This is a genomic window from Natronoarchaeum philippinense, assembly GCF_900215575.1.
GTDB classification, from domain to species: Archaea; Halobacteriota; Halobacteria; order Halobacteriales; family Natronoarchaeaceae; genus Natronoarchaeum; species Natronoarchaeum philippinense.
Genome location: NZ_OBEJ01000003.1, coordinates 479194 through 505984 on the forward strand (window position 1 = coordinate 479194; position 26791 = coordinate 505984).

Below are 26791 nucleotides of genomic sequence, written 5' to 3' on the forward strand. Positions count from 1 at the left end.
CATGAGCCAAGCAACAGAATCCGAGTCCGTCCGCGAAGACGGACTCATCGAGAGCGTGAGCGGTCCCGTCGTGACCGCGACGGACCTCGACGCCCGGATGAACGACGTGGTCTACGTCGGTCACGAAGGGCTGATGGGCGAGGTCATCGAGATCGAAGGTAACGTTACGACGATTCAGGTGTACGAGGAGACGTCCGGCGTCGGGCCGGGCGAACCCGTCGAGAACACGGGCGAACCCCTGAGCGTCGACCTCGGGCCGGGAATGCTGGACTCCATCTACGACGGCGTCCAGCGTCCCCTAGAAGTGCTCGAAGACAAGATGGGCGCGTTCCTCGACCGCGGCGTCGACGCGCCGGGGATCGACCTCGACGCGACGTGGGAGTTCAACCCCACCGTCGAGGAGGGCGACGAAGTCGGCCCGACCGACATCGTCGGGACCGTTCCCGAGACCGAGAGCATCGAGCACAAAGTGATGGTGCCGCCGGACTACGAGGGCGGTGAGGTCGTCGCCGTCGAGTCGGGCACCTACGACGTCGAGGAGACGATCGTCGAGCTGGACAACGGCGAAGAGGTCCAGATGCACCAAGAGTGGCCGGTTCGCCAGCAGCGCCCGGCCGAGGAGAAGCGAACCCCGCGCACGCCCCTCGTGTCGGGGCAGCGCATTCTCGACGGCCTGTTCCCCATCGCGAAGGGCGGGACGGCCGCGATTCCCGGTCCGTTCGGGTCGGGCAAGACCGTCACCCAGCACCAGCTCGCTAAGTGGGCCGACGCGGACATCGTCGTCTACGTCGGCTGTGGCGAGCGCGGCAACGAGATGACGGAAGTGATCGAGGACTTCCCCGAGCTGGAAGACCCCAAGACGGGCAAGCCGCTGATGAGCCGAACCTGCCTCATCGCCAACACCTCGAACATGCCCGTCGCCGCCCGCGAGTCCTGTATCTACACGGGGATCACCATCGCGGAGTTCTACCGCGACATGGGCTACGACGTCGCGCTGATGGCCGACTCCACCTCCCGGTGGGCAGAGGCCATGCGCGAAATCTCCTCCCGACTGGAGGAGATGCCCGGCGAGGAGGGCTATCCCGCCTATCTGGCCGCTCGTCTGGCAGAGTTCTACGAGCGCGCCGGCAAGTTCGAGACGCTCAACGGCCGCGAGGGATCGGTGTCCGCGATCGGTGCCGTCTCCCCGCCGGGCGGTGACTTCTCCGAACCCGTCACCCAGAACACGCTGCGTATCGTCAAGACGTTCTGGGCGCTCGACGCCGACCTCGCCGAACGGCGTCACTTCCCCTCTATCAACTGGAACGAGTCCTACTCGCTGTATCGCGACCAGCTGGACCCGTGGTACCGCGACAACGTCGCGCAGGACTACCCCGAGCTGCGCCAGTGGGCGATCGACGTGCTCGACGAGGAGGACGAACTCCAGGAGATCGTCCAGCTCGTCGGCAAGGACGCCCTGCCGGAGGACCAGCAGCTGACCCTCGAGGTCGCCCGTTACCTCCGTGAGGCGTGGCTCCAGCAGAACGCGTTCCACGACGTGGACACGTACTGCGAGCCGACGAAGACCTACCGCATGCTACAGGCGATCCAGACGTTCAACGACGAGGCGTTCGAGGCGCTCGACGCCGGCGTTCCCGTCGAGGAGATCCAAGACATCGACGCCGCCCCGCAGCTCAATCGTATGGGCGTCGCCGAGGACTACGAGGAGTTCATCAGCGATCTCGAAGACGACATCACGAACCAGCTCCGGGAGCTGTACTAACAATGAAAGAGTATCAGACAATCACCGAGATCAGCGGTCCGCTGGTGTTCGCCGAGGTCGACGAGCCCGTCGGCTACGACGAGGTCGTCGAGATCGAGACCCCCGACGGCGACACCCGGCGCGGCCAGGTACTGGAATCGAGCGAAGGCGTCGTTGCGATCCAGGTGTTCGAGGGAACCGGCGGCATCGACCGCGATTCGTCGGTTCGCTTCCTGGGCGAGACGATGAAGATGCCCGTCACCGAGGACCTGCTCGGGCGCGTGCTCGACGGGTCGGGCAGCCCGATCGACGGCGGCCCCGAGATCGTCCCCGACGACCGCATCGACATCGTCGGAAAGGCGATCAACCCCTACGCCCGCGAGTACCCCGAGGAGTTCATCCAGACCGGCGTCTCCGCCATCGACGGCATGAACACGCTGGTGCGTGGCCAGAAGCTGCCGATCTTCTCGGCATCCGGCCTGCCCCACAACGAACTCGCCCTGCAGATCGCCCGTCAGGCGACCGTCCCGGAAGAAGAAGACGCCGGCGACGACGACGAGGGCTCGGAGTTCGCAGTGGTCTTCGGCGCGATGGGGATCACCCAAGAGGAGGCAAACGAGTTCATGGAGGACTTCGAGCGCACCGGTGCGCTCGAGCGCTCGGTCGTGTTCATGAACCTCGCGGACGACCCCGCAGTCGAGCGGACGGTTACGCCGCGGATGGCCCTGACCACGGCGGAGTACCTCGCCTTCGAGCAGGACTACCACGTGCTGGTCATCCTGACGGACATGACCAACTACTGCGAGGCGCTGCGCGAGATCGGCGCCGCGCGTGAGGAGGTTCCGGGCCGACGTGGCTACCCCGGATACATGTACACGGACCTCGCCCAGCTCTACGAGCGGGCCGGCCGCATCGAGGGCCGCGAGGGCTCCGTGACGCAGATCCCGATTCTCACGATGCCCGGCGACGACGACACTCACCCGATCCCGGACCTGACGGGATACATCACCGAGGGCCAGATCTACGTCGATCGGGACCTCAACAGTCAGGGCGTCCAGCCGCCGGTCAACGTGCTGCCGAGCCTCTCGCGACTGATGGACGACGGCATCGGCGAGGGCCTCACGCGCGAGGACCACGCCGACGTGTCCGACCAGATGTACGCCGCGTACGCGGAAGGTGAGGACCTTCGGGACCTCGTGAACATCGTCGGCCGCGAAGCGCTCAGCGAGCGGGACAACAAGTTCCTCGACTTCGCCGACCGCTTCGAGGCCGAGTTCGTCCAGCAGGGCTACGACACCGACCGCTCGATCGACGACACGATCGAGCTCGGTTGGGACCTGCTCAGCATGCTCCCAAAGGAGGCCCTCAACCGCATCGACGAGGACCTCATCGCGGAGCACTACCGCGAGGACGAGGGAGAAACCGTCGAAGCGACCGCCGACTGATCGCACTCAGTTCACCGGCTCCGGTCGATCAACCGGAGACACCTGCGGTTCATTTTAGCCAAGGCCCCCACCCCGAACAGCGTCGTACGTGGGTTGCTAGCCGTCGTTCCACCGACCGTCGTCACGAGTGTCCCAGCCGACCGCGTCCGGATCGTCCCGCTCTGTGTCGGAGCGATCGGTCGTCTCAGCGGCGCCACCGCGTCCGCCGCGCTCTCGGGCCTTGCGCTCGGCCGTCTCGCGGTCGACGATCTCGGGATCGGCCGTCTCGCTCGCGATGAGGCCGTACAGAACAAACGTCGCGCCGACGCCGAGTGCGAGCACCGCGATGACGCCGACTCCGGACATAGTGTTAACGTTTCGAACGTATCATTTGAGCATAAAGGTTTTGTCGGTGCAGACTCCCATTCGAAATATGAGCCCTCCACAGACCGACGAGAGAGGCTGTCCAAAATGTGGCCACACCGAAACGGAACTCGACAGCATCTCGACGACCGGCGGCGGCCTCTCGAAGATGTTCGACGTACAGAACAGGTCGTTTCAGGTCGTCTCTTGCGTGAACTGCGGGTACGCCGAACTGTACAAGAGTTCGTCGAGCGGGAATCTAGCGGATCTGTTTCTCGGGTGACCGGCGACTGCGTCGCCGCTTCGCGGCCCCCCTATCGGGATGTGAGCGCGACCAGCGTTCCCGTCGCCACGCTGGCGATCAGCAACGGCACCCAGTTCCCGGTCGTCCCGGCGTGGTAGGCCGCGACGGCGGTCGCCAGCGTACCGAGGCCGAGAAGACCCAGTTCGATTCGCTCGCCGAGCGGCGTCGAACCGGCAGTCGTAGATCGGACCATCAAGCGAGTATATGTGTCTCAAACTACATAAAACGGGCTGTTTTTTAGATATTTTCGGCGACAGCGTCGACCCTCCCCTCGGCGTCGTGCGGTACGATCAACGCGACGGGCGTTACTCGTCGTCGGGGTCGGGCAACACCAACACCGGCCGATCCGTCTCGGTTACCATCGAGGTCATCGTATCGCCGGTCAGCAGGCGAACGAGTCGGCCGGCTTCCCGCGGCGTGAACGCGACGACGGATGCGTCGACCTCGCCGCCGTACTCGATGATCGTGTCGGCCACGTCGGTGCCGTAGAGCACGTCCGTCGAGACGTTGCGGTCGGGGAACCGGTCGGTGACGATCTCGAAGATATGGTCTGCCACGTCTTCGCGCTGCTCGACCGAGGCCTTGTCGGGCGCGCCGCCGGCCTTCTCGATCACGTGGACGGCAACGATCTCGCAGTCTTCGGGGAGATGCGGTTCGATAGCCCGGCAGGTCGATCGTGCGTCGTCTTCGCTGGCGAGCGGAACGAGCGCGCGCTCGAACAGTGGCGTCGTCATACCTAGTGGTTTCCGCGCACCGACAAAAACAGTACCGTCGTCGGGCGGCGCTACCGACCGAACAGTCGTTCTTTGAGCGAGCGACTGTGGGCCTTCTCGGTTAGCAGCACCGAGCACTCGACGTCATCGAGCACGTCGAGCACGAGCGACTGGTTCACCAGCCGCGAGAGCAGGCCGCGCTCGGTCGCACCCATCACCATCATCGTCGCATCGGCGGATGCTCGTTCGATCGCTTCCTCGACATCGCCGCTCTCGACGAGTACCTCAGCGTCGTCGAGGCCGTGGTCGGCTGCCCAGTCGTCGATGAACGCACGCGCTTCGTCACGACCGCCTTCGTCGGCGACGTGGAGCAGCGTGATCTCCGAGCCGTACTCCTCGCGCAGGAGCTTGGCGACCTCGGCGCTGAGGTCGGTGCTCGGGCCGCCGGCGGTCGGCAGCAGGATGCGATCGGGGTCGAACCCGCGGTCCTTGAGCACGAGGAAGTCACAGGGAATGTCCTCGGTGAGCTCGTCGACGCGCGATTCGGCGCGGCCGTGGGAGTGGGGACCCCAGCCCATCACGACCTGATCGGCGTCGAGCCGACGGGCCGAGTCGAAGACCTCGTCGAACGTGCGGTGTGAGAGGACGGTGTGGGTCTCGACGGCGGCGCCGAACGTCTCGGCGTCCTCCCGAGCGTGGTCCAGTAGCTCCTTGGACTCGGCGTCGAGCTGGCCGGCGATTTCGTCGCCGCGGTTCAGCGGCGTCTGGTCGGGGACCTGCACGATGTGGACGGCGTGGACCGTACCACCTTTCTGCTTGGCAACGGCGCTGGCGAGCGTGATCAGATCAGTCTCTGTCCGGGGATTTGCCAGCGGCACCATCACGCGGAAGTCGCCGCCGTTTGGCACGGCGGTGCCAGCGGCGTCGGGACGGACGGTGTCGGCCGCCGAGACGGCGGCGTCGGGCATCTCCTCGGAGCGGTCGATGATCCAGTCGGCGAGCACGCCGGAGCTCTCGACGCGCGAGCGCGCGTAGAACAGGTACCACAGGGCAGCGAAGGCAGCGAGCGCAGCCGAGAGTCCGATCACGAACGGCTCGATGTACGCGATGAGCGCGAACGACGAGACGGCGCCGATGATCGGGACGACGGGGTACAGCGGCACCTGGAAGTCGGGATCGTACTCGTCGGGGTCTGCCTCGCGCATGACGATCAACGCGATGTTCAGCAGGCCATAGACGATCAAGTGCAATACCGAGCCGGCCGTCGACAGCAGCTCGATGTCACCGACCAGCAGGAAAAAGACGATGAGCCCGCCCGTGATCATGATCGACTTCGAGGGCGTCCCGAAACGCGGGTGAATCTCGTTGAGCTTCGGCGTCACGATCTTCTCGCGGCCCATCGCAAAGTTGATCCGGGACGACGAGAGGATCGACGCGTTCGCCGACGAGGCCGTCGCCAGCAGGCCGCCGATCAGCAACAGCGCCGAGCCGACGACGCCGAGATTGAACCCGAAGATGCTGTACTGGCCAAAGAGCAACTCGGCGGCGTCGACGACCGCTGTGCTGTTGTTGGCGACGAGTTCGTTCGGTACGGCCGCCAGCAACACGAGCAGGAACAGCGCGTAGATGACGGTGACGATCAGCACCGACCCGATCACTGCCAGCGGCAGGTTCCGGCCGGGATCTTTGATCTCCTCGGCGACCGACGTGATCTGGACGAAGCCGAGATACGAGACGAACACGATCGCGGTCACGGGCAGCACTTCACTGGTCGTATCGCCGGGCGCAAGCGGTGTCAGCGAGTCGATATCGCCGTTGAGCAGTCCGACCACGGTAAACAGGCCGAGAATGCCCATCAACGTGAGGACGATCACGATCTGGAGCCCGCCCGTCTCCTTGGCGCCGACGTAGTTGATGCCGATGAACAGCAGGGCGCCGACGAGACCGATCAGCTGGGCGGCGGAGATCGTTATCGGACCGAGAGCAAGTGAGGGGACGCCGACGAGCGTGTTGACGTACTCGCCGAATCCGTACATGTAGAACGACGAGGCGAAGGCCAGCCCCAGCCAGTTGGCCCAGCCGCTGACTGATCCGAACAGGGGCCCGAGCGCGCGATTGACGTAGAAGTACGCCCCGCCGGATTTTGGCATCGCCGTGCCGAGTTCGGAAGCCGACAGCGCGGTAAACAGTGCGATCACGCCACCGAGAACGAACGTCGCCGCGGCGAGCGGACCGGCGCGGGCAACGGCGGTCCCCGGTAGCACGAAGATGCCGGCGCCGATCATCGTCCCGATACCGATCGTCAGCGCCGACAGCAGGCCGAGGTCTTTGGCGAGCTCCTCGTCGCTCATCTACCGACCTCCGCGCTTTCGCGCGATCGTTCGTCCCCGAGGTAGTCCGGACTTGCGGGATCGTCCGCTGGGGAGCGCGGTGACTGTCGAGTCGTGTTCATGTACCATCACTGGTTACCGAGTCGTTAAGGGTGCTACGATACGCGCGAGCGCGGCGGACCGAGAAAGCCTTTAACGACTGGCAAGCCTACGTCCCCGCAAATGGTACTCGACGATCTCGGCACCTCCCTTCGGGGCACGCTCGATACGCTCCGTGGGAAGTCCCGCGTCACCGAAGAAGACGTCGACAAAGTGGTCAAGGAGATCCAGCGCTCCCTGATCCAAGCTGACGTCGACATCGCGCTGGTCCAAGACCTTTCGAGTCGGATCAAAGAGCGCTCGCTGGAGGAAGAACCGCCGGGCGGCACGTCCGCGCGCGATCACGTGCTCAAGATCGTCTACGAGGAGATGGTCGGCCTCGTCGGCGACAGCACCGACCTCCCGCTCGAAGAGCAGACGATCATGCTCGCCGGCCTGCAGGGGTCGGGGAAGACCACCTCCGCCGCGAAGATGGCGTGGTGGTTCTCGAAGAAGGGGCTCCGACCCGCCGTCATCCAGACCGACACGTTCCGGCCGGGCGCGTACGATCAGGCCAAGCAGATGGCCGACCGCGCCGAGGTGGAGTACTACGGTGACCCCGACGCCGACGACCCCGTCCAGATCGCCCGCGAGGGGCTCGAAGCGACGAGCGACGCCGACGTTCACATCGTCGACACGGCCGGTCGCCACGCGCTCGAAGACGATCTGATCGACGAGATCGAGGACATCGAATCGGTCGTCGATCCCGACCGGAACCTGCTCGTGTTAGACGCCGCGATCGGGCAGGGCGCCAAGGATCAGGCCCAGCAGTTCGACGAGTCGATCGGCATCGACGGCGTCGTCATCACGAAACTCGACGGGACGGCGAAAGGTGGCGGGGCGCTGACCGCCGTCGATCAGACCGACTCCTCGATCGCCTTCCTGGGGACCGGCGAGGAGGTCGCCGACGTCGAGCGCTTCGAGCCCGACGGCTTCATCTCGCGGCTGCTGGGGATGGGCGACCTGCGCCAGCTCGCCGAGCGCGTCGAGCGCGCGATGGAAGAGACCGGCCAGTCCGAGGACGACTGGGACCCCGAGGACATGATGTCGGGGTCGTTCACCCTCAAGGACATGCAAAAGCAGATGGAGGCGATGAACAACATGGGGCCGCTCGATCAGGTGATGGACATGATCCCAGGGCTCGGCGGCGGGCTGATGGATCAGCTCCCCGATGACGCCATGGACGTGACCGAAGAGCGCATGCGCGATTTCGACGTGGTCATGGACTCGATGACCGACGAGGAGATGGAGTACCCCCGCGCCATCGGCGCCGATCAGATCGAGCGCATCTCCCGTGGATCGGGCAAGCCCGAAGAGCGGGTGCGCGAACTGCTCCAGCAGCACAAGATGATGGAACAGACCATCAAGCAGTTCCAGGGCATGGGCGACGGCGACATGCAGCGCATGATGAAGAAGATGCAGCAGGGCGGCGGTGGCGGTGGCGGCGGCATGGGCGGTCTCGGCGGCGGCGGACAGGGGCCGTTCTAAACGGCCGGTCGACGCCGCGGACGCGACGGCGTCTATCGAACGGTCGAGAGATCGACGAAGGCGTCAGCGTCCGCCGTCAGCCACGTCGACATTTTGACCACGCCGGTGGCGTCCGGCGGGAATATCGTGCATCGATCCGGGCCATCAGCCTCGGCGACGACCTCGTGACAAAGACCGACTGGACTGTCCCGAGCACGCACACGCTCGATGGCTGTCCGGGCGCTGGCGTCCGGTGCAGTTCCGTGGTCCGGGGCTGGGGCGGATCGGCGGCGAAGGTCGTCTGAAACCATCCCGTCTAGACGCCGACACCGACATCCAAAATACGTTGCTAGGAGGCCGCCGGTCCGAGCAGTACTGCTGTATAGCGGTACCACGCGCTCGGGAACCGACGACGACAGCCACGTCCGTCGGCACGACCACGAACGGTCGGTAGGCTGTACCTACCGAATTGGCGACAACCGTTAAGGGGATCGGACGGTTCCGTACGTGTATGGATCGACGACGCTACCTCTCCGCGCTCGCTGCAACCGGTGCGAGCGCCTCGCTTGCGGGCTGTTCGAACCCGCTCTCCGACGGGTCGACGCCCGAGCGAGACCCACAGAACGCGGTTATGGACAAGCTATACACCGCCATCGGGGAACTCAACACCGCGGCGCTGGCGCTCGGGACGGTCAGCGCGGACATCGAGACACCCGCCGATGTCGAGTTCGATGCCTCGGGCCCCCGCGATCGCATCGAGACCGCCCGGACAGCGCTGGACGAGGCCGAGGACGCCGCGTCGGGATCGTTCGAGACCGAACTCCAGCAGGCGCGGACCTACGCCGACGTGATCGCGGCGATGGTCGACGCATTCGCCGACCTACTGACCGGTGCACGGGATCTTTCGACGCTCGAATCGCAGTTCGATCCCGACGCGATCGGCGAGCTGCGGACGATGCTCGAAGCGAGTCGCGATCCCCTGAGCAGCGCCGTCACGGCGGCAGAGAACGCGACTTCTGGACTCGAAAGCGCCGAAGCGTCGGTCCTGCGCGATCTCGACGCCGCGATCAGCCGCGTCTCCGACGCCGCGTCGACGCTGGTCGGATTCTCGCAGGGGCTCGATGGACTCTCGCTGGGCTACCTGCAACTCGTCGACGGCGTCGCCGACATCGACACGGCCCAGCAACGGTTCACCGAGGAGGCCTACAGCGAGTCACAGACCGCGTTCGAAAACGCCCGGACGCACTTCCAGAACTCCCAGAGCACCTTCCAGAGCGGCGCCGAGGCCGCACCGGAGCAGCTCGACGAGCGGTTCTCGCGTGCGACCGACCGGAGCGATTCGCTCAACACCCTCGCGGGCGGATACGCGACGATGCTGGGCGGGATGACCGATCTCCAGACCGGCCGCCAGCAGTTCGAGAACGAAGAATACGAAGCCGCCAGCGAGTCGTTCGCCGCCGCCGGGGCGGCCTTCGAGGACGCCAGCGCGACGTTCGACACCGAGCCCGCGCCCGCCGGCGAGTTCGATTCGCGCTTCGAGACCGCCCGGTGTCGCAGCGGCCACCTCGTCGAGGCCGCGGACACGCTCTCAGAAGCCGCGACTGCCGCCGACAACGGCAACCTGATTCGCGCCCGCAGCAAGGCCGAAGAGGGCCAACAGCAGGTTGAGGCTGCGAAGAACTGCTAGACTGAATCGGCAGCCCTTTGCTCGCAGCCACCCGTTCGGTGGGTGTGCAGTGGCTCGTGGAACTGTTACTCGGGAACGTCCTGCCCAGAGTAGCGACGATCGCCCTGTTCGTCGGCGTGGGCGTCGGACTGGCCAACCTCGCAGTGGCCTTTGGTGTCGTCGAGTACATCGCTGTCCTCTCGCGGCCGCTGACCGGGCCGGCGAACCTGCCCGACGAGGTCGGGACGGCCATTCTGGCGACCGCAACGTCGCCGACGGCCGGCTACGGGATGCTCGCGGAGTACCGCGAGTCGGGACTGATCGACGACGCCGCGACGCTGGTCGCGATCACCATCAACACGTTCTTCGGCTTCCTCCAGCACATCCTCACGTTCTACGTGCCGGTGTTGATCCCGATCCTCGGCGTCGAAGTCGGGCTCACGTACGTCGGGGCGCGGGCCGGCATCTCGCTGGCGATCACGCTCGTCGGCCTGCTCGCCGGCGCCGTGTTGCTCTCGACTGACAACGTCGATCCGAGCGCGCAATCGGCGATCGACGCCGACGACGGGGACGCCGAGTCCGCCGGCGAGAAAGTCCGAACGGCCGTCGATCGCACGGCGTCGAAGCTCCGGACGATCGTCCCGCGGCTCGCCGTGGTCTATGCAACTGTCGCGGTTCTCACGGCCCGGTTCGACATCACGGCGCTGTTTTCGGGCGTCGAGCCCGTGACCTCGTTGCTCGGACTCCCGCCCGCAAGCGCGGGCGTGATCGCCGTGTTTGCGATCGACACGACAAGCGGCGCGGCCGCTATCGCACCCCAGCTAGGAGCGCCGTTCACGACGCAGGAAGCCGTGGCGACGATGCTGATCGGCGGCGTCGTCTCCTTCGCGTTCTCGACGTTCAAGCGCTCGATCCCCTTCCAGTACGGCATCTGGGGTCCGGAGTTCGGGACGAAGGTAATCCTCGTGAACACGGCCCTGAAAATCGTGTTTATCAGCGTGACGGTCGCGCTGCTCGTCGTGTAGTAAGGAGTCGGACCGGACGATCAGGCGTCGGACTCGTCGGTGACGGGCTTGCCCTCCTCGGTCGGCGGCGCGACGTGGTCGACGAAGGCCTCGACATCGGGATCCTCGACCTCGACCCGGACGCGGATGTCGCCCAGTTCGTCGGGGTTGCCGACCGCAAAGTTGACCACGCCCTCGAAGGCGGGCTGTTTCTTCAGGCCGAACGAGAACGTCTCTCCTTGCTTGTCGCCGAAGAACTCGCCGCGGGCGGTGTCGAGAATCTCCTGTCGGTGGAGCAGTTCAGAGAAGTGATCCATCGAGTGCGTCTCGCCGACCAGCTCGCCGTGCTGGAACTCCACGTCGGCGTTCGGGAACAGGTTCGTGATGGCGTCCCGGACGCGGTCGGTAACTTCGGTGTCGTTGACTGGCGCCGTAATCTGAACGTCGATGCTGTAGATCATTGGGTGGCCTCCTCGGGACCGCTCTCTATGACCGTTCGAACCGTCCGCCGGAACGACTCCAGCGAGTCGGTGTTGTCGATGCGCACGTCGGCGCGCTCCATGGCCTCGCCCATGCCGAAGCCGAGTTCGCGCTCGTCGCGCTCTGCCAGCGTTTCGCCGCCCTCGTCGGCGCCCGCGTCGCGCCCGCGCTCGTCGAGCCGCTCGGCCCGAACCTCGGCAGGGGCTTCGATGCTGACCAGCGAGAAGTCCTCGCCGAAGGCGCTCTCGAAGGCGTCGACCTCGACATCGCTCCGGATGCCATCGACCAGCACCGTATCGGCGTCGTCGAGCGCCTCGCGGAGCAGTGGGAGCGATCGTTCGGCGATCGCTGCCGGTCCGTTCTCCTCGCGCAGCGCTTGGGCGACCTCGCCGTGGCTGGTCGCGGGATCGAGTCCGCGCTCCCGACACTCCCGGCGGATCACGTCTCCCATCGTCACGACGGGGACGCCCAGTTCGCGGGCGACCTCGGCGGCCTCGCCCTTACCGCTTCCCGGCAGGCCGACGGTCCCGATAACTCTCATCGGGTCAGTTGTAGCGCGGACGGGCGCTTAAGGGCTGTGTTCCGAGCGCCGGCACGCCGAAACGACGCGCCAACCCGCGGCGTCAGAACTGCCCAAACGGTCGCAGGAGCCGGTCGAAGATGCGGTCCGGGACGCTCGTCCAGTCGCGATCGGGGGTGCTGGTCCGGTAGACGCCGTTTGCTTCCTCGATGCGGCCCTGCCGTTCGAGCTCTTCGAGGGCCTGCTCGATCCGGTCGTCGGGCAGGTCGACGGCGTCGTACAGTTCTTCGGCCGATTTTGGATCGGCGTCGAGCGAACGCCAGATCGTCCCGCCGTCCTGTACCGTGACGTAGGCGTTTCCGGTCCGCCGCGGCTCGGCGCCGACGCGGAGGTCGAATGTGCCGTCGAGTGCGAGCCACGCACCGGCGACGAGGAAGCCGAACTTGATCCACAGCAGTCCGCCGGGCCGAAAGAGCGCGACGACGCCGAGGACGGCCAGCGCGACGCCGAGGATCGTCTTCGACCAGCCGGGGTTGAGGTCGTATCGGTCCCGAACGGCGTCGTAGATTTTCACGGCCACGAACGCTAACGCGATCGGCACGAGCCGCTCGATCGGCCACCCAAGCGCGAGAACCAGCAGGGCAGTCGCGCTGACGACCCCTGCAAGTTCGATCGCTTTTCCTGTGAGACGGCGTCGGTCCATCGCGTGTCACTTCGGCGGTTCGTCACATTAGTGTTGCGCGTGAGACACGATTGCACCGTAGCGGACCGTGACCTGTATACGGACGTGCGATAGAATTGGTATCATGGCACAACGTTCGTTGCCGGTTCGCGCGCTGTGGTTCGTCCTCGTCGGGTGGTGGCTCACGCCGATCGTGATTAACGTCGCGTGGCTGTGTAACGTGACGATCATCCTGCTGCCGGTAGGGATCAAGCTGATAAACCTCGTTCCGACGGTGCTGACCCTCAAAGAACCAAGATCCCTGTCGGAACCGGACAGCGCCCGCGGGCAGCGCTCGCTGGTGGTGCGGGCAATCTGGTTCGTCCTCGTCGGCTGGTGGGCCAGCCTGCTGTGGGCGAACGTCGCCGCCCTCCTCTCGGTGACGATTATCGGGCTGCCGGTGGCCTACTGGATGTTCAACCGCCTGCCGTTCGTAACGTCGCTGTACCGCTTCGACGGGTAGAAATCCAATCGCTTTTGAGAACTCGGACGGAAAGTCCGGCCGAGGGCACGTAGCTCAGTCCGGATAGAGCGTCGGACTTCTAATCCGACGGTCGTGGGTTCGAATCCCACCGTGCCCGTGATTCTGCGAGGAGCGGACGCGACGAGTGAATCACTGAAAGAGGTGGATTCGAACCACGGCAGACCGAACGCAGTGAGGTCTGGCATCGGGTGAGAATCCCACCGTGCCCGCTGATGTTGCTGCGCACGGCGGTATATGGCTCGGAGATCGGTGCGAGACTCGCCGTGCTCGTCTTTCGACTTCCGGATCGCTGGCTCCCGGAAACGGTGACAGCTCGATCTTCAGGTGAGTGCGAAAGCTCTTCGAATAGACTCGCGTAGAATCTGAATACCGCCTCCCGGATTGTGAACTACGCCCGGAAATGCTCGCTTCGCTGCGCGTTCCCGGTCTAGTTCAAATCCGGTCAGGTATCATATTTCCGGCTCACGGAGAGGCGAGCAGATGAACTGCTCGCCGTAACGTTCGCCGCAAAAGTATGCCGCCTCCCGGATTTGAACCGGGGACAGCTCGATCTTCAGTCGAGTGCTCTCCCAGTCTGAGCTAAGGCGGCCCGCCGCGTGGCGTACTCCTTACTCGAACGATGAAAGGAAAAAGGATTTCGATCCGTCGCCGACGCCGTACCGTGGTACGATGCCGCAATCCCGTGTCAGTCTGACTGGTCGTGAGGGTTTTACTCACGGAGGTAGTCAGCAAACCTCATGGGAGAGCGCGCCTGCTATCTCGTGTTCTGCGAGGAGTGTGATGCGCCGGCGTCGATCCGCGACGAACGATGTCCCGACTGCGGGGCACCACTGGAGCGGTAGTTACTCCTCGGAGCGGTCTTCGCGCTCGTGTTTGAGCAACACGTCGGCGATTTTGCGCTCGGCGTTGCGAATGTGCTGGGAGAACGTCGCCGGAGCGACGCCGAGCGTCTCGGCGATTTCCTCGCCGCTGTTGTCGCGAGGCCACTCGAAAAACCCCGAGAAGTACGCGGCCTCAAGCGCGGTGCGCTGTTTCTCGGTGAGCTCCTCGAACACCCGACTGCGGAACTCGCCGGTCGTGACGCTGTCCTGTTCGACTGTTCGCTGAGCGACCAGTTCGGCCTCGGGAAACCGCTCCCGGAGCGCTTCGAGGAGCGAGCGAACGTCAACGTCCGACGGCAGTTCGACGACAGCGTGACACTCCCCGTTCCGGACAGTCGCCGAGCGGACGCGCCCGCCGAACGTTGCGATGGTACCGGTCAGCGGTGGGGCTGTCTGTGTCACCTCGAACTGGTGGAATTCCTCGCCGGCACCGACCGGTGAGATGCGTTCGATGCTATCGACCGCGTCCGCGAGTCGTTCGACGGCATCGGTGTCGAGTCCGTCGGCGGTGAGATACTGCACGTACTCGTCGTCGCCGGCCGGGAGCGTCCGATCGACGCGAATCGTGTAATCTTCGCCCGCAGCGGCGTCGACCAGCGGCGTTTCCAATTCGGGTAGCCGCAGTTCGAGTTCCGTCAGGACATCGCTCATCAGGGTTTGCTTGCGCTGGAACGCCTCGAACGCGTGGCCGAGGACGTTCCCGAGCGTTTCGAGAATGTCGTCCTCGTGCCCACGAAACGCCCCTGAACGCTTCGAGTAGATCGTCAGGACGCCGTACAGTGATCGTCGGTGGGTGATCGGGATCGATGCCAGCGACCGATACCCGCACTCGAGTGCGGCCTCGCGCCAGCGCTCGTCGCCGCCATCGTCGAGCTCCGAGACGAGTTGTATCTCCTTCGAGCGGACGGCCTGCGTTGCTGGTTCGTGCCCGTCGTCGCCGTCCTGTCTAGCAAGCTCGTTGAGACGCTCACACGACTCACCCGCCGACGCCGAGAGCGTGACGGCGTTGGTCCCGCGATCGAAGTCGCCGAACCACGCCGCCGCGTAGGTGTCGGACTCGACCAACCGGTCACAGACGCGCTGTTCCATCTCGTCGCGCGTCGGCGTCTCGATCACCGATGTCGTGATGTCCTGCAGCACGCGATGGAGTTGGTTGATCGCTGCCAGACGCCGCCCCCGCGCCTTCAGGGCTGTTTCTGCCCGATACTTCTCGACCGCATTCCGGATCCGGTTCGCCAAGACGGCCGGCTGTTCGTCGGTCAACGACAGCGGGACGTAATCGGTAACGCCCGCCGAAATCGCCTCGCTGGCCAGTTCCTCGCTCCCGTCGCCGGCATAGAGGACCACGGGGAGCGAACGGTGTTCTTCCCGGATCGCGTACAGCACCGAGATACCGTCGGTGTCCGACAGCTCTTCGTCACAGACGACGCAGTCGATCTCGTCCTCGCCGACGAGCGTCTCGGCCCGGTCCCTGCTGGTGGCAGTCATCACGTCGGTCGCAGGCCGGGACTCTCGCAGCGCCGCCGCCGTCGAATCGACGGCGTCCGGGCGTCCAGCGAGCAGCACCGTCGGCTCGACGACGTCCGTGACGGTTTCCATTGCGTGCCGGTACGTCGAACGCCACAAAATACGTTTCCTACCAGTCTGATTCACCAAGATATCTGCATAGTTGCACGACAGATTTCTCGCCTAACGCTCCCGTGCTGGAGGCGCCCCGCCGCTGTCGTCTCAGCGATCAGGGTGCTTGCGCCGGTCGCGGCAGTTCGTCCGGAACTCGCTGCCGCGAGCCACGGCGTCTCCCGCGTCGCCGGCCGGTGACATCGGCGTAACCTAGTGGTGTTGCTGTCCGCAAAACCATACCAACGTCGGGCGCCTACGAGACGTTAATGGCACCTACAACTGCCGGACTCCACCACGTGACCGCGATGGCTGGCGATCCCCAGCGCAACGCCGATTTCTACGTCGGCACGCTCGGACTGCGCTTCGTCAAGCGAACGGTCAACCACGACGACACCGGAACCTATCACTTCTACTTCGGCGACGAGGTCGGGACGCCGGGGACGAACATCACCTTCTTTCCGTGGCCCGAGTCGGGACGTTCCGGGCAGTTCGGCGCCGGCCAGACCCGCGACACCGCCTACGCGATCCGGCCCGACTCGCTCGAGTACTGGACCGACCGCCTCGACGACCGCGGCGTCGAGTTCGAGCGAACCGAGCGGTTCGACGAGACGGTTCTCCGGTTCGAGGACCCCGACGGGATCGGTCTCGAACTCGTCGCCACCGACCTCGCGGACGACGCCGAAGTGCAGCCGTGGGCCGACGGGCCGGTCCCGGTCGAGCACCAACTCCGCGGGTTCCACGGCGTCACGCTCGGCGTCGCCGAGTTCGGACCGACAGAGTCGGTGCTGACCGACGTTCTCGGCTACGAACTCGACCGACAGGCCGACGGTCGCCGCCGCTACCGCGCCGCCGACGGTGGGCCCCACTCCATCGTCGACCTCGTCGAGACCGACGCGGGCCGCGGGCAGATGGGCGTCGGGACGGTCCATCACGTCGCGTTTATGGCCGAGGACGAGGCCGAACAGGAGCAGTACCGTGAGGCGTTCGCCGAGCGCGGGCTGCGAGCGACCACGATCGTCGACCGGACATACTTCCGGTCGATCTACTGCCGCGAGCCCGGCGGCGTCCTCTTCGAGATCGCCACGACCGGCCCCGGCTTCACCGTCGACGAAGATATCGACGAGCTGGGCTCTTCGCTGGTGCTGCCCGAGCGGCTCGAAGCCAAGCGCGAGGCGATCGAAGCCCAGTTGCCCGCGTTCGACGGTCCCTCGATCGATCACTCCTCGGCCGACGCCGGGAGCGAGTAGATGGCTCGTCCAGACGCCATCGCCTCGCCTCGTGACGGCTTCCGGTTCGAGTACGACCCGGGCGTCGTCCGGTTCGGCTCGGGGAGCGCCGCCGAACTGGTCGACGAACTCGATCGGCAGGGAATCGAGCGCGCGCTCGTCGTCTGTGGCTCGACCGTCGGATCGACGCCGGACGTGATCGACCCCGTGACCGAGGGGCTGGGCGACCGGCTCGCGGGCGTGTTCGCCGAGACGACGCCGGAAAAGCGCCTCGCCACCGCCTACGACGGGCTCGACGCCGTCAGCGAGCACGACGCCGACGCGCTGGTCGCGCTCGGCGGCGGGAGCAGTCTCGACGTGGCGACGCTGATCAGCGCGCTCTCGGCCGACGACCGCGACCCCGAAGCGGTCGGTCGGGAACTCGCCGACACGAGCTCGATCACCGTTCCTGACGGCGATTTGCTCCCCGTCGTCGGCGTTCCGACGACGCTCGCCGGCGCCGACCTCTCGGCGGTGGCCGGCGTGACGGCGTCGCCCGACTCGGGCCTCGTCGAGCCGGATGACGTGCCAGCCGGCACAGACGCCGTCGGCGGCGGCGTCTCGGACCCACGGCTGATGCCCGCCGCGACCGTCTACGATCCCGAACTCTTTGCCACGACGCCCGAGCGCGTGCTCGCGGCCTCGGCGATGAACGGCTTCGACAAGGGCGTCGAGACGCTCTATGCGTCGAACGCGACGCCAGTCACGGACGCGACGGCGGCCCGCGGATTGGGCCTGCTCGCCGACGGCCTCCGCAGGCTCGGCGATGAGGGGCCGACTGCGGAAGTCCTCGAACCCGTCGTCGAAGGCATCCTGCTCGTCCAGTACGGCATCTCGCGGCCCGGCGAGACGACGCTCTCTGTGATCCACGCCTTCGGCCACGGGTTGACTCGGACCTCCGATGTCCAGCAGGGCGCCGCTCACGCGGTCATCGCACCGCACGCACTCAGATATCTCTTCGAGCGCGTCGACGCCCGCCGGGACCTGCTCGCCGACGCGCTCGGCGCGCCCGACGCCGCAGATCCCGCCGAGGCAGTCGTCGATGCCGTCACCGAGGTCCGCGACGCGCTGGGGCTTCCCGCGCGACTCCGTGATGTCGACGGCCCTGAGCCCGAGGCGTTCCCGCAGGTCGCCGAAGAGATCGTCGCGGACTCGTTCATCGCTAACGCGCCGCCCGGACTCGCTGTCCGGGCAGAAGAAATCGAAGCCGTGCTGCGCGAGGCGTACTGACGCCGACTTCGCCGCAGCGATTGGTAGCTATTCGTCGACCAGATCGGCCAGCAGCGCCGAGACGTACTCGATTTCGTCCTCGTTGACGCCGTGGCCCATCCCCTCGTAGAGGCGCTTCTCGACGTCGGCGTCCAGATTCTCGAACACCGACGCCGACTCGTGGACGCGCTGTTCGGGGATGTGGGGGTCCACGTCGCTGCAGCCGAAGAAGGCGGGCGTCCCTTCGAGGTCGCCCTCGTAGTCGCCTTCGTCGATCGCCTCGCCGATCAGCCCGCCGCTCAGCGCGACCAGCCCGCCGTAGCGCGTCGGATTTCTGGCGACGAACTCGCTGGCGAGACAAGCGCCCTGCGAGAACCCCAGCACGACGACGCGCTCGGTCGGGATGCCGGCGTCGGTCGCCCGCTCGACGGCGTCGCCGACCGCTTGCAAGCCCGAACTCCGACCGGGCTCGTTCTGCTCGACGGGCGCGAGGAAGGAGTTGGGATACCACGTGTTTCGGGCGGCTTGGGGGGCGAGGTAGGCCACGCCGTCCTGATGGAACTCCTCGCCCATCCCGACGATACTTTGGGCGGTCGCACCCCGGCCGTGGACGAGCACCGCGGCGGCGTCGGCGTCCTCCAGTTCCGCGCCGGCCGTCACGAGCGGCTGGTCCCGATGGGGACCGCTCACGCCGATCGCCCTCCGTTCGCGGCCGGTTCCCCCGTCAAACGTCGTGGTTCTTGCATGGCTTCAGATAGCGCCTGCGACGCCTTTAGTGTCCTCCCACCGGAAACGAACGTCATGGCCACAACCGAGGAGCTCGTCCGCACGTACTACGCCGCCCTCGACGAGCACGCCTACGACGACCTGCGCGGGGTGCTCGATCCCGAGTTCGTGCAGGAGCGGCCCGACCGGACGTTCGAGGACCGCGAGTCGTTCGTGGCGTTCATGCGCGACGACCGCCCGAACGCGGACACGACCCACGAGATCGACGGCGTGATCGTCGACGACTCGCGCGTGGTCGTCGAGGGGCGGCTATTCGACTCGGCGGGCGAGGAACTGTTCCGATTTGCCGACGTTCACACCGTCGACGACGAACGGATCGTCCATTTGAGAACGTATACGCAGTAGAAAAGCCGTAGCGACCTACTCTTTCTCGCCCGCACCGACTGCCGACTCGCCGACCGGGTCGTGACCCTCGATGACTTCCTGTCCGCCCATGTAGGGACGGAGCGCCTCGGGCACGGTGACGGTACCGTCGTCGTTCTGGTAGTACTCCAGCACCGCGACCAGCACGCGCGGGATGGCGACGCCGGAGGCGTTGAGCGTGTGGATGTAGTCCGCGGACTCGTGGCGCTCGGGGCGATACCGAAGTCCGGCGCGCCGGGCTTGGAAGTCCTCGAAGTTCGACGCCGAGGAGACTTCGAGCCAGCGCCCGCCGACCTCGGGGCCGTCCTCCATGTCGTCGCCGGGGGCCCAGACCTCGATGTCGTACTTTTTGGCCTGCGTGAAGCCCATATCGCCCGTACACATCTCCAGCACGCGGTAGGGCAGATCGAGGCGTTCGAGCACTTCGGCGGCCTCCTCGACCAGCTCGTCGAGGCGCTCGTAGCTCTCCTCGGGACGGACGAAGTTGACCAGTTCGATCTTGTGGAACTGGTGGACCCGGACGTATCCCCGGGTTTCGGTGCCGTGTTCGCCGGCCTCGCGGCGGAAGTTCGGCGAGAACGCCTGGTGTTTGATCGGGAGGTCGTCGTCCAGCAGGATCTCGTCGCGGTACATGTTGGTGACCGGCACCTCCGCGGTCGGCAGGAGCCAGAGATCGTCGTCGTCGATCTCGTCGTCCTGCCGCGAGCCGATGCGGTAGGCGTCCTCGTCGAACTTCGGCAACTGCCCGGTACCCTCCATCGACGCGGAGTTGACGGGGATCGGCGGCAGCACGTCGAGGTACTCCTGCTCGCGGTGCACGTCGAGCATGAACTGTATCAGCGCGTGCTCTAGGCGCGCGCCCTCGCCCTTGACGAACTGGAACCCGCCGCCGGAAACTTTCGCGCCGCGCTCGAAGTCGAGCACGTCGAGTTCCTCGCCGAGATCGTAGTGCGGGATGACCTCCTCGGGCAGGTCACGAAGCTCGTCGAACCCCCAGCGGTCGACCTCGACGTTGTCGGCCTCGTCGTCGCCGACCGGCACGTCCTCGTCGGGGATGTTGGGGAGTTCGAGCATGCGCTCGTCGATCTCGTCTTTGAGTTCGTCGGCGCGGTCCTCGACGTCTTCGAGTTCGTCTTTGAGTTCCTGCGAGCGCTCGATCGCCTCTTGGGCTTTCTCCTCCTCGCCGGACTGCTTGTACTCGCCGATCTGGCGGCTGACCTCGTTGCGCTCGTGGCGCAGGTCGTCGCCGCGGGCCTTCAGCTCGCGCCACTCCTCGTCGAGCGCGATGATCTGGTCTACGTCGACGCCGTCGACGCCTTTCACCTCGACGGCTCGGCGCACCTGCTCGGGGTCCTCGCGGAGCAACGTTCTGTCGAGCATTCTTGTTCGGCAGTTCCGCGGCGCGTGGCAAAACCGTGTCGATGCCGGGGCTTCGGCGTCGGCCAGCGCTCGCGTTCGACGCCGCCGGACGGGGTGTCGCTCGACGCCGCTGGTCAATTGCTGCTCGACGCCGCTGATCGAGCGTGCGGTTCGACGCCGTTGCTCTGTCCTCGTTACCTGAACTTCGCCAGCAGCGAGTCGACGAAGCCATCGTCGTCTTCGTTGTCGGCGTCCGCTCCCTCGCTGTCGGCGTCCTCGTCGTCGGTTTCGGCCGCGCCAGCCTCGTCTTCGGCATCGTCCACAGCCGCCGCTTCGGCGTCCGCCTCGGTATCGTCGGCGTCGTCGCCCTCTCCTTCGACATCCTCGTCGAGGTCTGCGCGCAGGTCCTCCGGCGGCTCGAACAGGTCGCCGCCACACTCATCACAGACCTCGGCGTCGGGGTCGACCACGGCGTCGCAGTGGTGACAGTATCTCATTGCCCGGTTGTTCCCGTTCGGGTGTCATAAGATTGCGGGGCCGACCGCTGGTGTCTCCGGTGATGCGGCGACAGCAACGGCTTCCGGCGCGGCAAGTTCTTTGAGGACGGGGGACGGGCGTCAAGGTATGGCAGCAGGCGATGTCTTCGAGGTGACGACGGGCGAGTGCGAGGACCTACACTACGTCGATACCGGGATGTACGACTCCCCGGAGTACGGCTCGGTGTACGTGTTAGACGCCGAGCGCCCCGCGGTGATCGACACCGGGATCGGCACGAACTACGAGCGCGTCGTCGACGCGATCGAGGAAGTCGGACTCTCTCTCGACGACATCGAGGTGATCGCGGTGACGCACGTCCACCTCGATCACGCCGGCGGCGCGGGCTTTCTCGCGCGGGACTGCCCGAACGCCGACGTGTACGTCCACGAGATCGGCGCGCGCCACCTCGCCGACCCCGAGCGCCTCGTCGAGGGGACGAAGCGCGCGGTCGGCGATCAGTGGGAGTACTACGTCGAACCGCGCTCGATCGCCGCCGACCGGATCGTCGAACTCTCCGACGGCGACGCGATCGATCTTGGCGACCACGAACTGATCGCCCACCACGCGCCCGGCCACGCCCCCCATCAGGTCGTCTTCGAGGACCCCGCCAACGACGCCGTCTTTACCGCCGACGCCGCCGGCATCTGGGTGCCGTCGCTGGATCAGATCGAACCGACCTCGCCGCCGTCGAACTTCGATCTGGAGGCGGCGCTCGACGACGTGGAGATGCTGCAGGACCTCGGCGTCGAGACGCTGTTGTTCGCTCACTTCGGACCGTGTCCGGCCGACGGCGTGCTCGACGAGTACGCCGACGTGCTGGCCGAGTGGGTCGACGCCGTCGAGCGCGAACGCGCCGAGCAAGCGGATGACGAAGCCGTCATCGAGCACTTCGCGGGGAACGTCGATCCCGAACTCGTGGAGGTCTGGGGTGAGCACAAGACGCGCGCCGAGACGGCGATGAACGTTCGGGGCGTGCTGGGCTACCTCGATCAGCGATGACGGGACTCGACGTAGGGCGTCCGGTCGATCCAGCCACCCGACTGTACACAACTATACACGCCCTGCCAGTTCAGGACCTTTTATCATGAACGGGGGGCGTTGACATGCACATGAACTGGCGAGAGGCAGAACGGGACTTCTCCGACGAGGTGACGCGGATGACGACGCTCCCGCGGATGTTCGAAGCGAGCGCGGAGCGCAACGAGAACCGCCCCGCCCAGCGGTACAAAGGCGGCGTGTACGATCGGTCGCTGACCGACAGCGTACTGCCGGCGGCCCCCGACGACGAGTTCCGGTCGATCCCCTACGCCGAGATGCGCTCGATCGTCCGTCACCTCGCGGCCGGGTTCCGCGACCTCGGCGTCGAGTCGGGCACGCGCGTGGGCCTCTTCTCCGATACGCGCATGGAGTGGGCCCAGTCGGACTTCGCGCTGCTGGCCGCCGGCGGCGTCGTCACGACGGTCTACACCGGTTCCTCGCCCCGGCAGGCTCAGTACCTCCTCGACGATCCGGGCGCGACCGGCGTCGTCGTCGAGAACGAGGAACTGCTCGATCGCGTGCTGGCCGTCGAGGACGAACTCGATCTGGAGTTCATCGTCGTGATCGACGAGTTCGACGAGCGCGACGACGCCTTCGACCGTGAGGACATCCTGACGCTCGCGGACGTTCACGACCGGGGCGCGGAACTGTTCGATCCCGACGAGTACGAATCGTGGCTCGACGAGCGCGACCCCGAGGATCTGGCGAGTCTGATCTACACGTCGGGGACGACCGGCCAGCCCAAGGGCGTCGAACTCACCCACCACAACTTCCGGTCGAACGTCAACCAGGTGTACACCCGATACGGTCCCCGACCGGACAAGGGCGACGTACCGGCGATCGACCAGACCACGCAGACCGTCTCCTTTCTCCCGCTTGCCCACGTGTTCGAGCGCCTCGCGGGCCATTTCTTGATGTTCGCCGTCGGCGCCTGCGTCGCCTACGCCGAGAGTTCCGATACCGTACAGGAGGACTTCCAGACTGTCGGGCCGACCACCGCAACCAGCGTTCCGCGGGTGTACGAGAAGATGTACGACGCGATCCGCGAGCAGGCCCAAGAGTCCGATCTGAAGGCCCGGATTTTCGAGTGGGCGACCGACGTGGGACGGGACTACCACGAGGCCGACTCGCCGGGATTCGTGCTCGAAGCCAAGCGTAAAGTCGCCGACAAGCTCGTGTTCGGGCAGGTCAAGGAAGCACTTGGTGGGAACGTCGACTTCTTCATCAGCGGCGGCGGCAGCCTCTCGGCGGAACTCTGCGCGCTCTATCACGGCATGGGCTTGCCGATCATGGAGGGGTACGGTCTGACCGAGACGGCACCGGTCGTCGCCGTCAACCCGCCCGAGGAGCCCAAGGTCGGCACGATCGGCCCGCCGGTCGTCGACGCCGAAGTCCGGGTCGACGAGTCCGTCGTTTCCCAGCAGAAGTACGAGGAACTGCCGGGCGACGTGGGCGAGTTGCTCGTCAAGGGGCCAAATGTCACGTCGGGTTACTGGAACCGGCCGGACGAGACCGAGTCGGCCTTTGTCTCGGACGCCGCGCTCGACGCCGGCGGGGCGGGCGACGCCGCCGACGCCGCGGCGTCAGCCGACGACGGCGAATCAGCCGAAGCCGATGGCGGGGCCGCGGCCGAGGCGTCCGACGACCGCTGGTTCCGCACCGGCGACGTGGTTCATCTCCGTCCCGACGACTACATCGAGTTCAAGGAGCGCGCCAAGCAGATTCTCGTGCTGTCGACGGGCAAGAACGTCGCGCCGGCGCCGATCGAGGACGCCTTCGCCTCCAGCGAGGTCGTCGAGCAGTGCATGGTCGTCGGCGACGGCCGCAAGTTCGTCTCCGCGATCGTCGTCCCGAACCTCGACGGCCTGCAGAAGTGGGCCGACAGCGAGGGGATCGACCTGCCCGACGACGAGGACGCGCTGGCCGACGACGAGCGGGTCCGAGAGCGCATCCAGCGCGAGGTCGACGAAGTCAACGAGAACTTCGAGACCTACGAGCAGATCAAGAAGTTCCGGCTGGTCGGTCAGGAGTTCACCGAGGACAACGACCTGATGACGCCGACGATGAAGAAAAAGCGCCGCAACATCTTGGAGCGCTTCGAGCCCGAGATCGACTCGATGTACGAGTAGGAGGCTCCTACACTCGTTCTCTCGGACTGGGACTCCGAAAAAACGACCCACTAATTTATTATTATAGAGTCTGACTGACACGCTAGCTATGAGCTGGCGGGATGCCGAACGGGAGTACGACGACGAGATAACGGAGCTACAGACGCTCCCGAAAACGTTCGAGGCGGCCGCCCGGCGCCACGGCGGGCAGTCCGCCCAGCAGTATAAGGGTGGTATCTACGACCGGTCGCTGGCCGGTGTCGCGGTCGACCCGGCGCCGGACGGCGAGTACGCGTCGATCACCTACGACGAGATGCGCGAGATCGTCCGGTATCTGGCGGCCGGGTTCCGCGACCTCGGCGTCGAGCCGGGCACGCGCGTGGGCATCTTCGCTGACACGCGCATGGAGTGGGCCCAATCGGACTTCGCGCTGCTGGCCGCCGGCGGCGTCGTCACGACGATCTACGAGGGATCGTCGCCGGATCAGGTGGAGTATCTACTCGACGACCCGGGCGCCACCGGCGTCGTCGTCGAGTCCGAAGACCATCTCGATCGCGTGCTGGCCGTCGCCGACGACGTGGGGATCGACTTCGTGGTAGCGATGGACGACCTCGACGGCGCGGCCGGCGAGCGGGCGAACGTCTATACGCTCGCGGATATCTACGAACGTGGCGCCGAACTGTTCGATCCCGACGAGTACGAGTCGTGGCTCGACGCCCGGGATCTCGACGATCTGGCGACGCTGATCTACACGTCCGGGACGACCGGCCAGCCCAAAGGCGTCGAACTCACCCACCGGAACCTCCGTGCGAACGTCTCTCAGATCTACCGGCGGGTCGCGCCACGCCCCGATCGGGACGCCTCGTTGCCCTCGATCGACCACGAGACGCGGGCCGTCTCGTATCTCCCGCTGGCTCACGTCTACGAGCGCACCGTCGGCCACTATCTCATGTTCGCCGTCGGCGCCTCGGTGGGCTACGCCGAGAGCCCCGATACCCTGCAGGACGACTTTCAAGCCATCAAGCCGACGGCGGCGACCAGCGTCCCGCGGGTGTACGAGAAGATGTACGACGCGATCCGCGAGCAGGCCCAAGAGTCCGATCTGAAGGCTCGGATCTTCGAGTGGGCCACCGATGTCAGCAAAGAGTACCAGCGCGAGGAGCGCCCCGGGCTCGGGCTCAAAGTCAAGATGAAAGTCGCTGACGCGCTGGTGTTTTCTGACGTTCGGGACGCGCTCGGCGGCGAACTGGAAATTCTCAACAGCGGCGGCGGGACGCTCTCGCCGGACCTCTGTCGACTGTATCACGGGATGGGGCTGCCGATCCACGAGGGGTACGGCCTGACCGAGACGGCGCCGGTCGTCTCGACGAACCCGCCCGAGGACGTCAAGGTCGGTACGATCGGCCCGCCGCTGCCCGACGTCGAGGTGAAGATCGACACCTCGGTCGTCCCCGAAGGCGAGTTCACCGACCAGATCGGGGAGGTCGGCGAGTTGCTCGTCCGCGGCCCGAACGTCACCTCTGGGTACTGGAACAAGCCCGAAAAGACCGAGGCCGCCTTCACAGAGATCGACGGCAAGCGGTGGTTCCGGACCGGCGACATCGTCCAGCAGCGCCCCGACGACTACCTCGTGTTCCGCGAGCGGGCCAAACAGCTACTGGTGCTGTCGACGGGCAAGAACGTCGCGCCGGCGCCGATCGAAGACGCCTTCGCCTCCAGCGAGGTCGTCGAGCAGTGTCTGGTCGTCGGCGACGGCCGCAAGTTCGTCGGCGCCCTGCTCGTTCCGAACATCGAAGGCTTGCGCAAGTGGGCTGACCGCGAAGGGGTCGACCTCCCGGCCGCCGACGCGCTGGCTGACGACGAGCGCGTCCGAGAACGCATCCAGCAGGAGGTCGACGAAGTCAACGAGAACTTCGAGCCCCACGAACGGATCAAGAAGTTCCGGCTGGTCGGTCAGGAGTTCACCGAGGACAACGACCTGATGACGCCGACGATGAAGAAGAAACGGCGCAACATCTTGGCGCGGTTCGACGAGCAGGTCGCGGACATCTACGACGCCGACGAGCCCTCCGACACCGAACCGGCGCCAGCCGAGTGATCGTCGCTCCACCGCGAGACGATCGATTGGCTATCGATTCCTGAACTATTCCCTAGATTGCCCCTGTACCGAGAGGCCGATCCGGCTTTCGTTCTGGAGCCGGTGTCCGGATGGGAAACCGGTTTGTAAGTAGCAACCCAAGGCCCGCTGTGGGTCGTTTCAACAATTACAC

Annotated in this window: 25 protein-coding genes and 2 tRNA genes; 14 read left to right on the forward strand and 13 right to left on the reverse strand. The window is 66.0% G+C overall.

The window, feature by feature from the left end:
- Nucleotide 1: 1 nt before the first annotated feature.
- Nucleotides 2-1762 (forward strand): ATP synthase subunit A, encoded by a 1761-nt coding sequence (locus CRO01_RS13120; RefSeq protein ID WP_097009592.1) that lies wholly within the window; start codon nt 2-4, stop codon nt 1760-1762.
- A 2-nt stretch (nt 1763-1764) separates the two neighbouring features.
- Nucleotides 1765-3186, forward strand: coding sequence for an ATP synthase subunit B (locus CRO01_RS13125; protein WP_097009593.1), 1422 nt, complete (start codon nt 1765-1767; stop codon nt 3184-3186).
- Between the two features lie 96 nt (nt 3187-3282).
- Here CRO01_RS13125 and CRO01_RS13130 read toward each other — a convergent pair whose 3' ends face one another.
- Complete coding sequence (locus CRO01_RS13130) at nt 3283-3531, reverse strand: hypothetical protein (protein WP_097009594.1); 249 nt, start codon at nt 3529-3531, stop codon at nt 3283-3285.
- A 67-nt stretch (nt 3532-3598) separates the two neighbouring features.
- Here CRO01_RS13130 and CRO01_RS13135 point away from each other — a divergent pair, with 67 nt between their 5' ends.
- Entirely contained in the window at nt 3599-3811 is a 213-nt protein-coding gene (locus tag CRO01_RS13135; RefSeq protein WP_097009595.1) for a zinc ribbon domain-containing protein, read from the forward strand.
- Nucleotides 3812-3842: 31 nt separating this feature from the next.
- On the opposite strand, the gene CRO01_RS13140 is transcribed toward CRO01_RS13135, so the two are convergent.
- The 3 genes from CRO01_RS13140 to CRO01_RS13150 all read right to left on the reverse strand — a co-directional run bounded on the left by CRO01_RS13140 (nt 3843) and on the right by CRO01_RS13150 (nt 6896).
- The gene (locus tag CRO01_RS13140; RefSeq protein ID WP_097009596.1) at nt 3843-4025 is read right to left on the reverse strand and encodes a hypothetical protein; all 183 of its coding nucleotides are present in this window, start codon (nt 4023-4025) and stop codon (nt 3843-3845) included.
- 112 nt (nt 4026-4137) lie between these two features.
- On the reverse strand, nt 4138-4566 hold the full coding sequence (locus CRO01_RS13145) for a universal stress protein (protein WP_097009597.1): 429 nt from the start codon (nt 4564-4566) through the stop codon (nt 4138-4140).
- Nucleotides 4567-4616: 50 nt separating this feature from the next.
- Complete coding sequence (locus CRO01_RS13150; RefSeq protein ID WP_097009598.1) at nt 4617-6896, reverse strand: amino acid permease; 2280 nt, start codon at nt 6894-6896, stop codon at nt 4617-4619.
- A 201-nt stretch (nt 6897-7097) separates the two neighbouring features.
- Between CRO01_RS13150 and CRO01_RS13155 the strand changes: the two genes are divergently transcribed.
- Entirely contained in the window at nt 7098-8501 is a 1404-nt protein-coding gene (locus CRO01_RS13155) for a signal recognition particle protein Srp54 (protein WP_097009599.1), read from the forward strand.
- 32 nt (nt 8502-8533) lie between these two features.
- On the opposite strand, the gene CRO01_RS13160 is transcribed toward CRO01_RS13155, so the two are convergent.
- A complete protein-coding gene (locus CRO01_RS13160; protein WP_097009600.1) occupies nt 8534-8791 on the reverse strand; it encodes a DUF7511 domain-containing protein in 258 nt (85 codons plus the stop codon).
- Nucleotides 8792-8991: 200 nt separating this feature from the next.
- On the opposite strand from CRO01_RS13160, the gene CRO01_RS13165 reads away from it, so the two are divergent.
- Nucleotides 8992-10167 carry a hypothetical protein gene (locus CRO01_RS13165; RefSeq protein WP_097009601.1) on the forward strand — a complete coding sequence of 392 codons (1176 nt, stop codon included), beginning with the start codon at nt 8992-8994 and terminating at the stop codon, nt 10165-10167.
- Between the two features lie 44 nt (nt 10168-10211).
- Nucleotides 10212-11171, forward strand: a complete 960-nt coding sequence (locus CRO01_RS13170) for a hypothetical protein (protein WP_375097344.1) — start codon at nt 10212-10214, stop codon at nt 11169-11171.
- Between the two features lie 20 nt (nt 11172-11191).
- Here the strand turns inward: CRO01_RS13170 and CRO01_RS13175 are convergent, their stop codons facing one another.
- The 3 genes from CRO01_RS13175 to CRO01_RS13185 all read right to left on the reverse strand — a co-directional run bounded on the left by CRO01_RS13175 (nt 11192) and on the right by CRO01_RS13185 (nt 12853).
- Nucleotides 11192-11611, reverse strand: a complete 420-nt coding sequence (locus CRO01_RS13175) for an RNA-binding domain-containing protein (RefSeq protein WP_097009603.1) — start codon at nt 11609-11611, stop codon at nt 11192-11194.
- Complete coding sequence (locus CRO01_RS13180; protein ID WP_097009604.1) at nt 11608-12171, reverse strand: AAA family ATPase; 564 nt, start codon at nt 12169-12171, stop codon at nt 11608-11610. The genes CRO01_RS13175 and CRO01_RS13180 overlap by 4 nt, the downstream gene beginning before the upstream one ends.
- An 82-nt stretch (nt 12172-12253) precedes the next feature.
- Nucleotides 12254-12853, reverse strand: a complete 600-nt coding sequence (locus CRO01_RS13185; protein ID WP_097009605.1) for a hypothetical protein — start codon at nt 12851-12853, stop codon at nt 12254-12256.
- Between the two features lie 103 nt (nt 12854-12956).
- On the opposite strand from CRO01_RS13185, the gene CRO01_RS13190 reads away from it, so the two are divergent.
- A complete protein-coding gene (locus CRO01_RS13190) occupies nt 12957-13334 on the forward strand; it encodes a YccF domain-containing protein (protein WP_097009606.1) in 378 nt (125 codons plus the stop codon).
- Nucleotides 13335-13377: 43 nt separating this feature from the next.
- A tRNA-Arg gene (locus CRO01_RS13195) sits at nt 13378-13452 on the forward strand.
- Nucleotides 13453-13870: 418 nt separating this feature from the next.
- On the opposite strand, the gene CRO01_RS13200 is transcribed toward CRO01_RS13195, so the two are convergent.
- Both CRO01_RS13200 and CRO01_RS13205 read right to left on the reverse strand, forming a co-directional pair.
- Nucleotides 13871-13944, reverse strand: a tRNA-Phe gene (locus CRO01_RS13200).
- A 253-nt stretch (nt 13945-14197) separates the two neighbouring features.
- Entirely contained in the window at nt 14198-15835 is a 1638-nt protein-coding gene (locus tag CRO01_RS13205; protein ID WP_097009607.1) for a bacterio-opsin activator domain-containing protein, read from the reverse strand.
- Between the two features lie 287 nt (nt 15836-16122).
- Here CRO01_RS13205 and CRO01_RS13210 point away from each other — a divergent pair, with 287 nt between their 5' ends.
- Together CRO01_RS13210 and CRO01_RS13215 are read left to right on the forward strand one after the other, a co-directional pair.
- Nucleotides 16123-17103, forward strand: coding sequence for a ring-cleaving dioxygenase (locus CRO01_RS13210; RefSeq protein WP_097009608.1), 981 nt, complete (start codon nt 16123-16125; stop codon nt 17101-17103).
- Nucleotides 17104-18351, forward strand: a complete 1248-nt coding sequence (locus tag CRO01_RS13215) for an iron-containing alcohol dehydrogenase family protein (protein ID WP_097009609.1) — start codon at nt 17104-17106, stop codon at nt 18349-18351.
- Nucleotides 18352-18378: 27 nt separating this feature from the next.
- Here the strand turns inward: CRO01_RS13215 and CRO01_RS13220 are convergent, their stop codons facing one another.
- Nucleotides 18379-19020 (reverse strand): alpha/beta hydrolase, encoded by a 642-nt coding sequence (locus tag CRO01_RS13220; RefSeq protein WP_097009610.1) that lies wholly within the window; start codon nt 19018-19020, stop codon nt 18379-18381.
- 54 nt (nt 19021-19074) lie between these two features.
- Between CRO01_RS13220 and CRO01_RS13225 the strand changes: the two genes are divergently transcribed.
- Complete coding sequence (locus CRO01_RS13225; protein WP_310731938.1) at nt 19075-19461, forward strand: nuclear transport factor 2 family protein; 387 nt, start codon at nt 19075-19077, stop codon at nt 19459-19461.
- Between the two features lie 15 nt (nt 19462-19476).
- Here the strand turns inward: CRO01_RS13225 and serS are convergent, their stop codons facing one another.
- Nucleotides 19477-20859: a serine--tRNA ligase gene (gene serS, locus CRO01_RS13230; RefSeq protein WP_097009612.1), complete on the reverse strand. Its 1383-nt coding sequence runs from the start codon at nt 20857-20859 to the stop codon at nt 19477-19479.
- Nucleotides 20860-21032: 173 nt separating this feature from the next.
- Nucleotides 21033-21335 carry a zinc ribbon domain-containing protein gene (locus CRO01_RS13235; protein ID WP_097009613.1) on the reverse strand — a complete coding sequence of 101 codons (303 nt, stop codon included), beginning with the start codon at nt 21333-21335 and terminating at the stop codon, nt 21033-21035.
- 127 nt (nt 21336-21462) lie between these two features.
- Here CRO01_RS13235 and CRO01_RS13240 point away from each other — a divergent pair, with 127 nt between their 5' ends.
- The 3 genes from CRO01_RS13240 (at nt 21463) to CRO01_RS13250 (ending at nt 26619) form a co-directional block, all read left to right on the forward strand.
- Nucleotides 21463-22374, forward strand: a complete 912-nt coding sequence (locus CRO01_RS13240; RefSeq protein ID WP_097009614.1) for an MBL fold metallo-hydrolase — start codon at nt 21463-21465, stop codon at nt 22372-22374.
- A 110-nt stretch (nt 22375-22484) separates the two neighbouring features.
- Nucleotides 22485-24542 carry an AMP-dependent synthetase/ligase gene (locus tag CRO01_RS13245; protein WP_097009615.1) on the forward strand — a complete coding sequence of 686 codons (2058 nt, stop codon included), beginning with the start codon at nt 22485-22487 and terminating at the stop codon, nt 24540-24542.
- Nucleotides 24543-24630: 88 nt separating this feature from the next.
- A complete protein-coding gene (locus CRO01_RS13250) occupies nt 24631-26619 on the forward strand; it encodes an AMP-dependent synthetase/ligase (protein ID WP_097009616.1) in 1989 nt (662 codons plus the stop codon).
- Nucleotides 26620-26791: the final 172 nt, after the last annotated feature.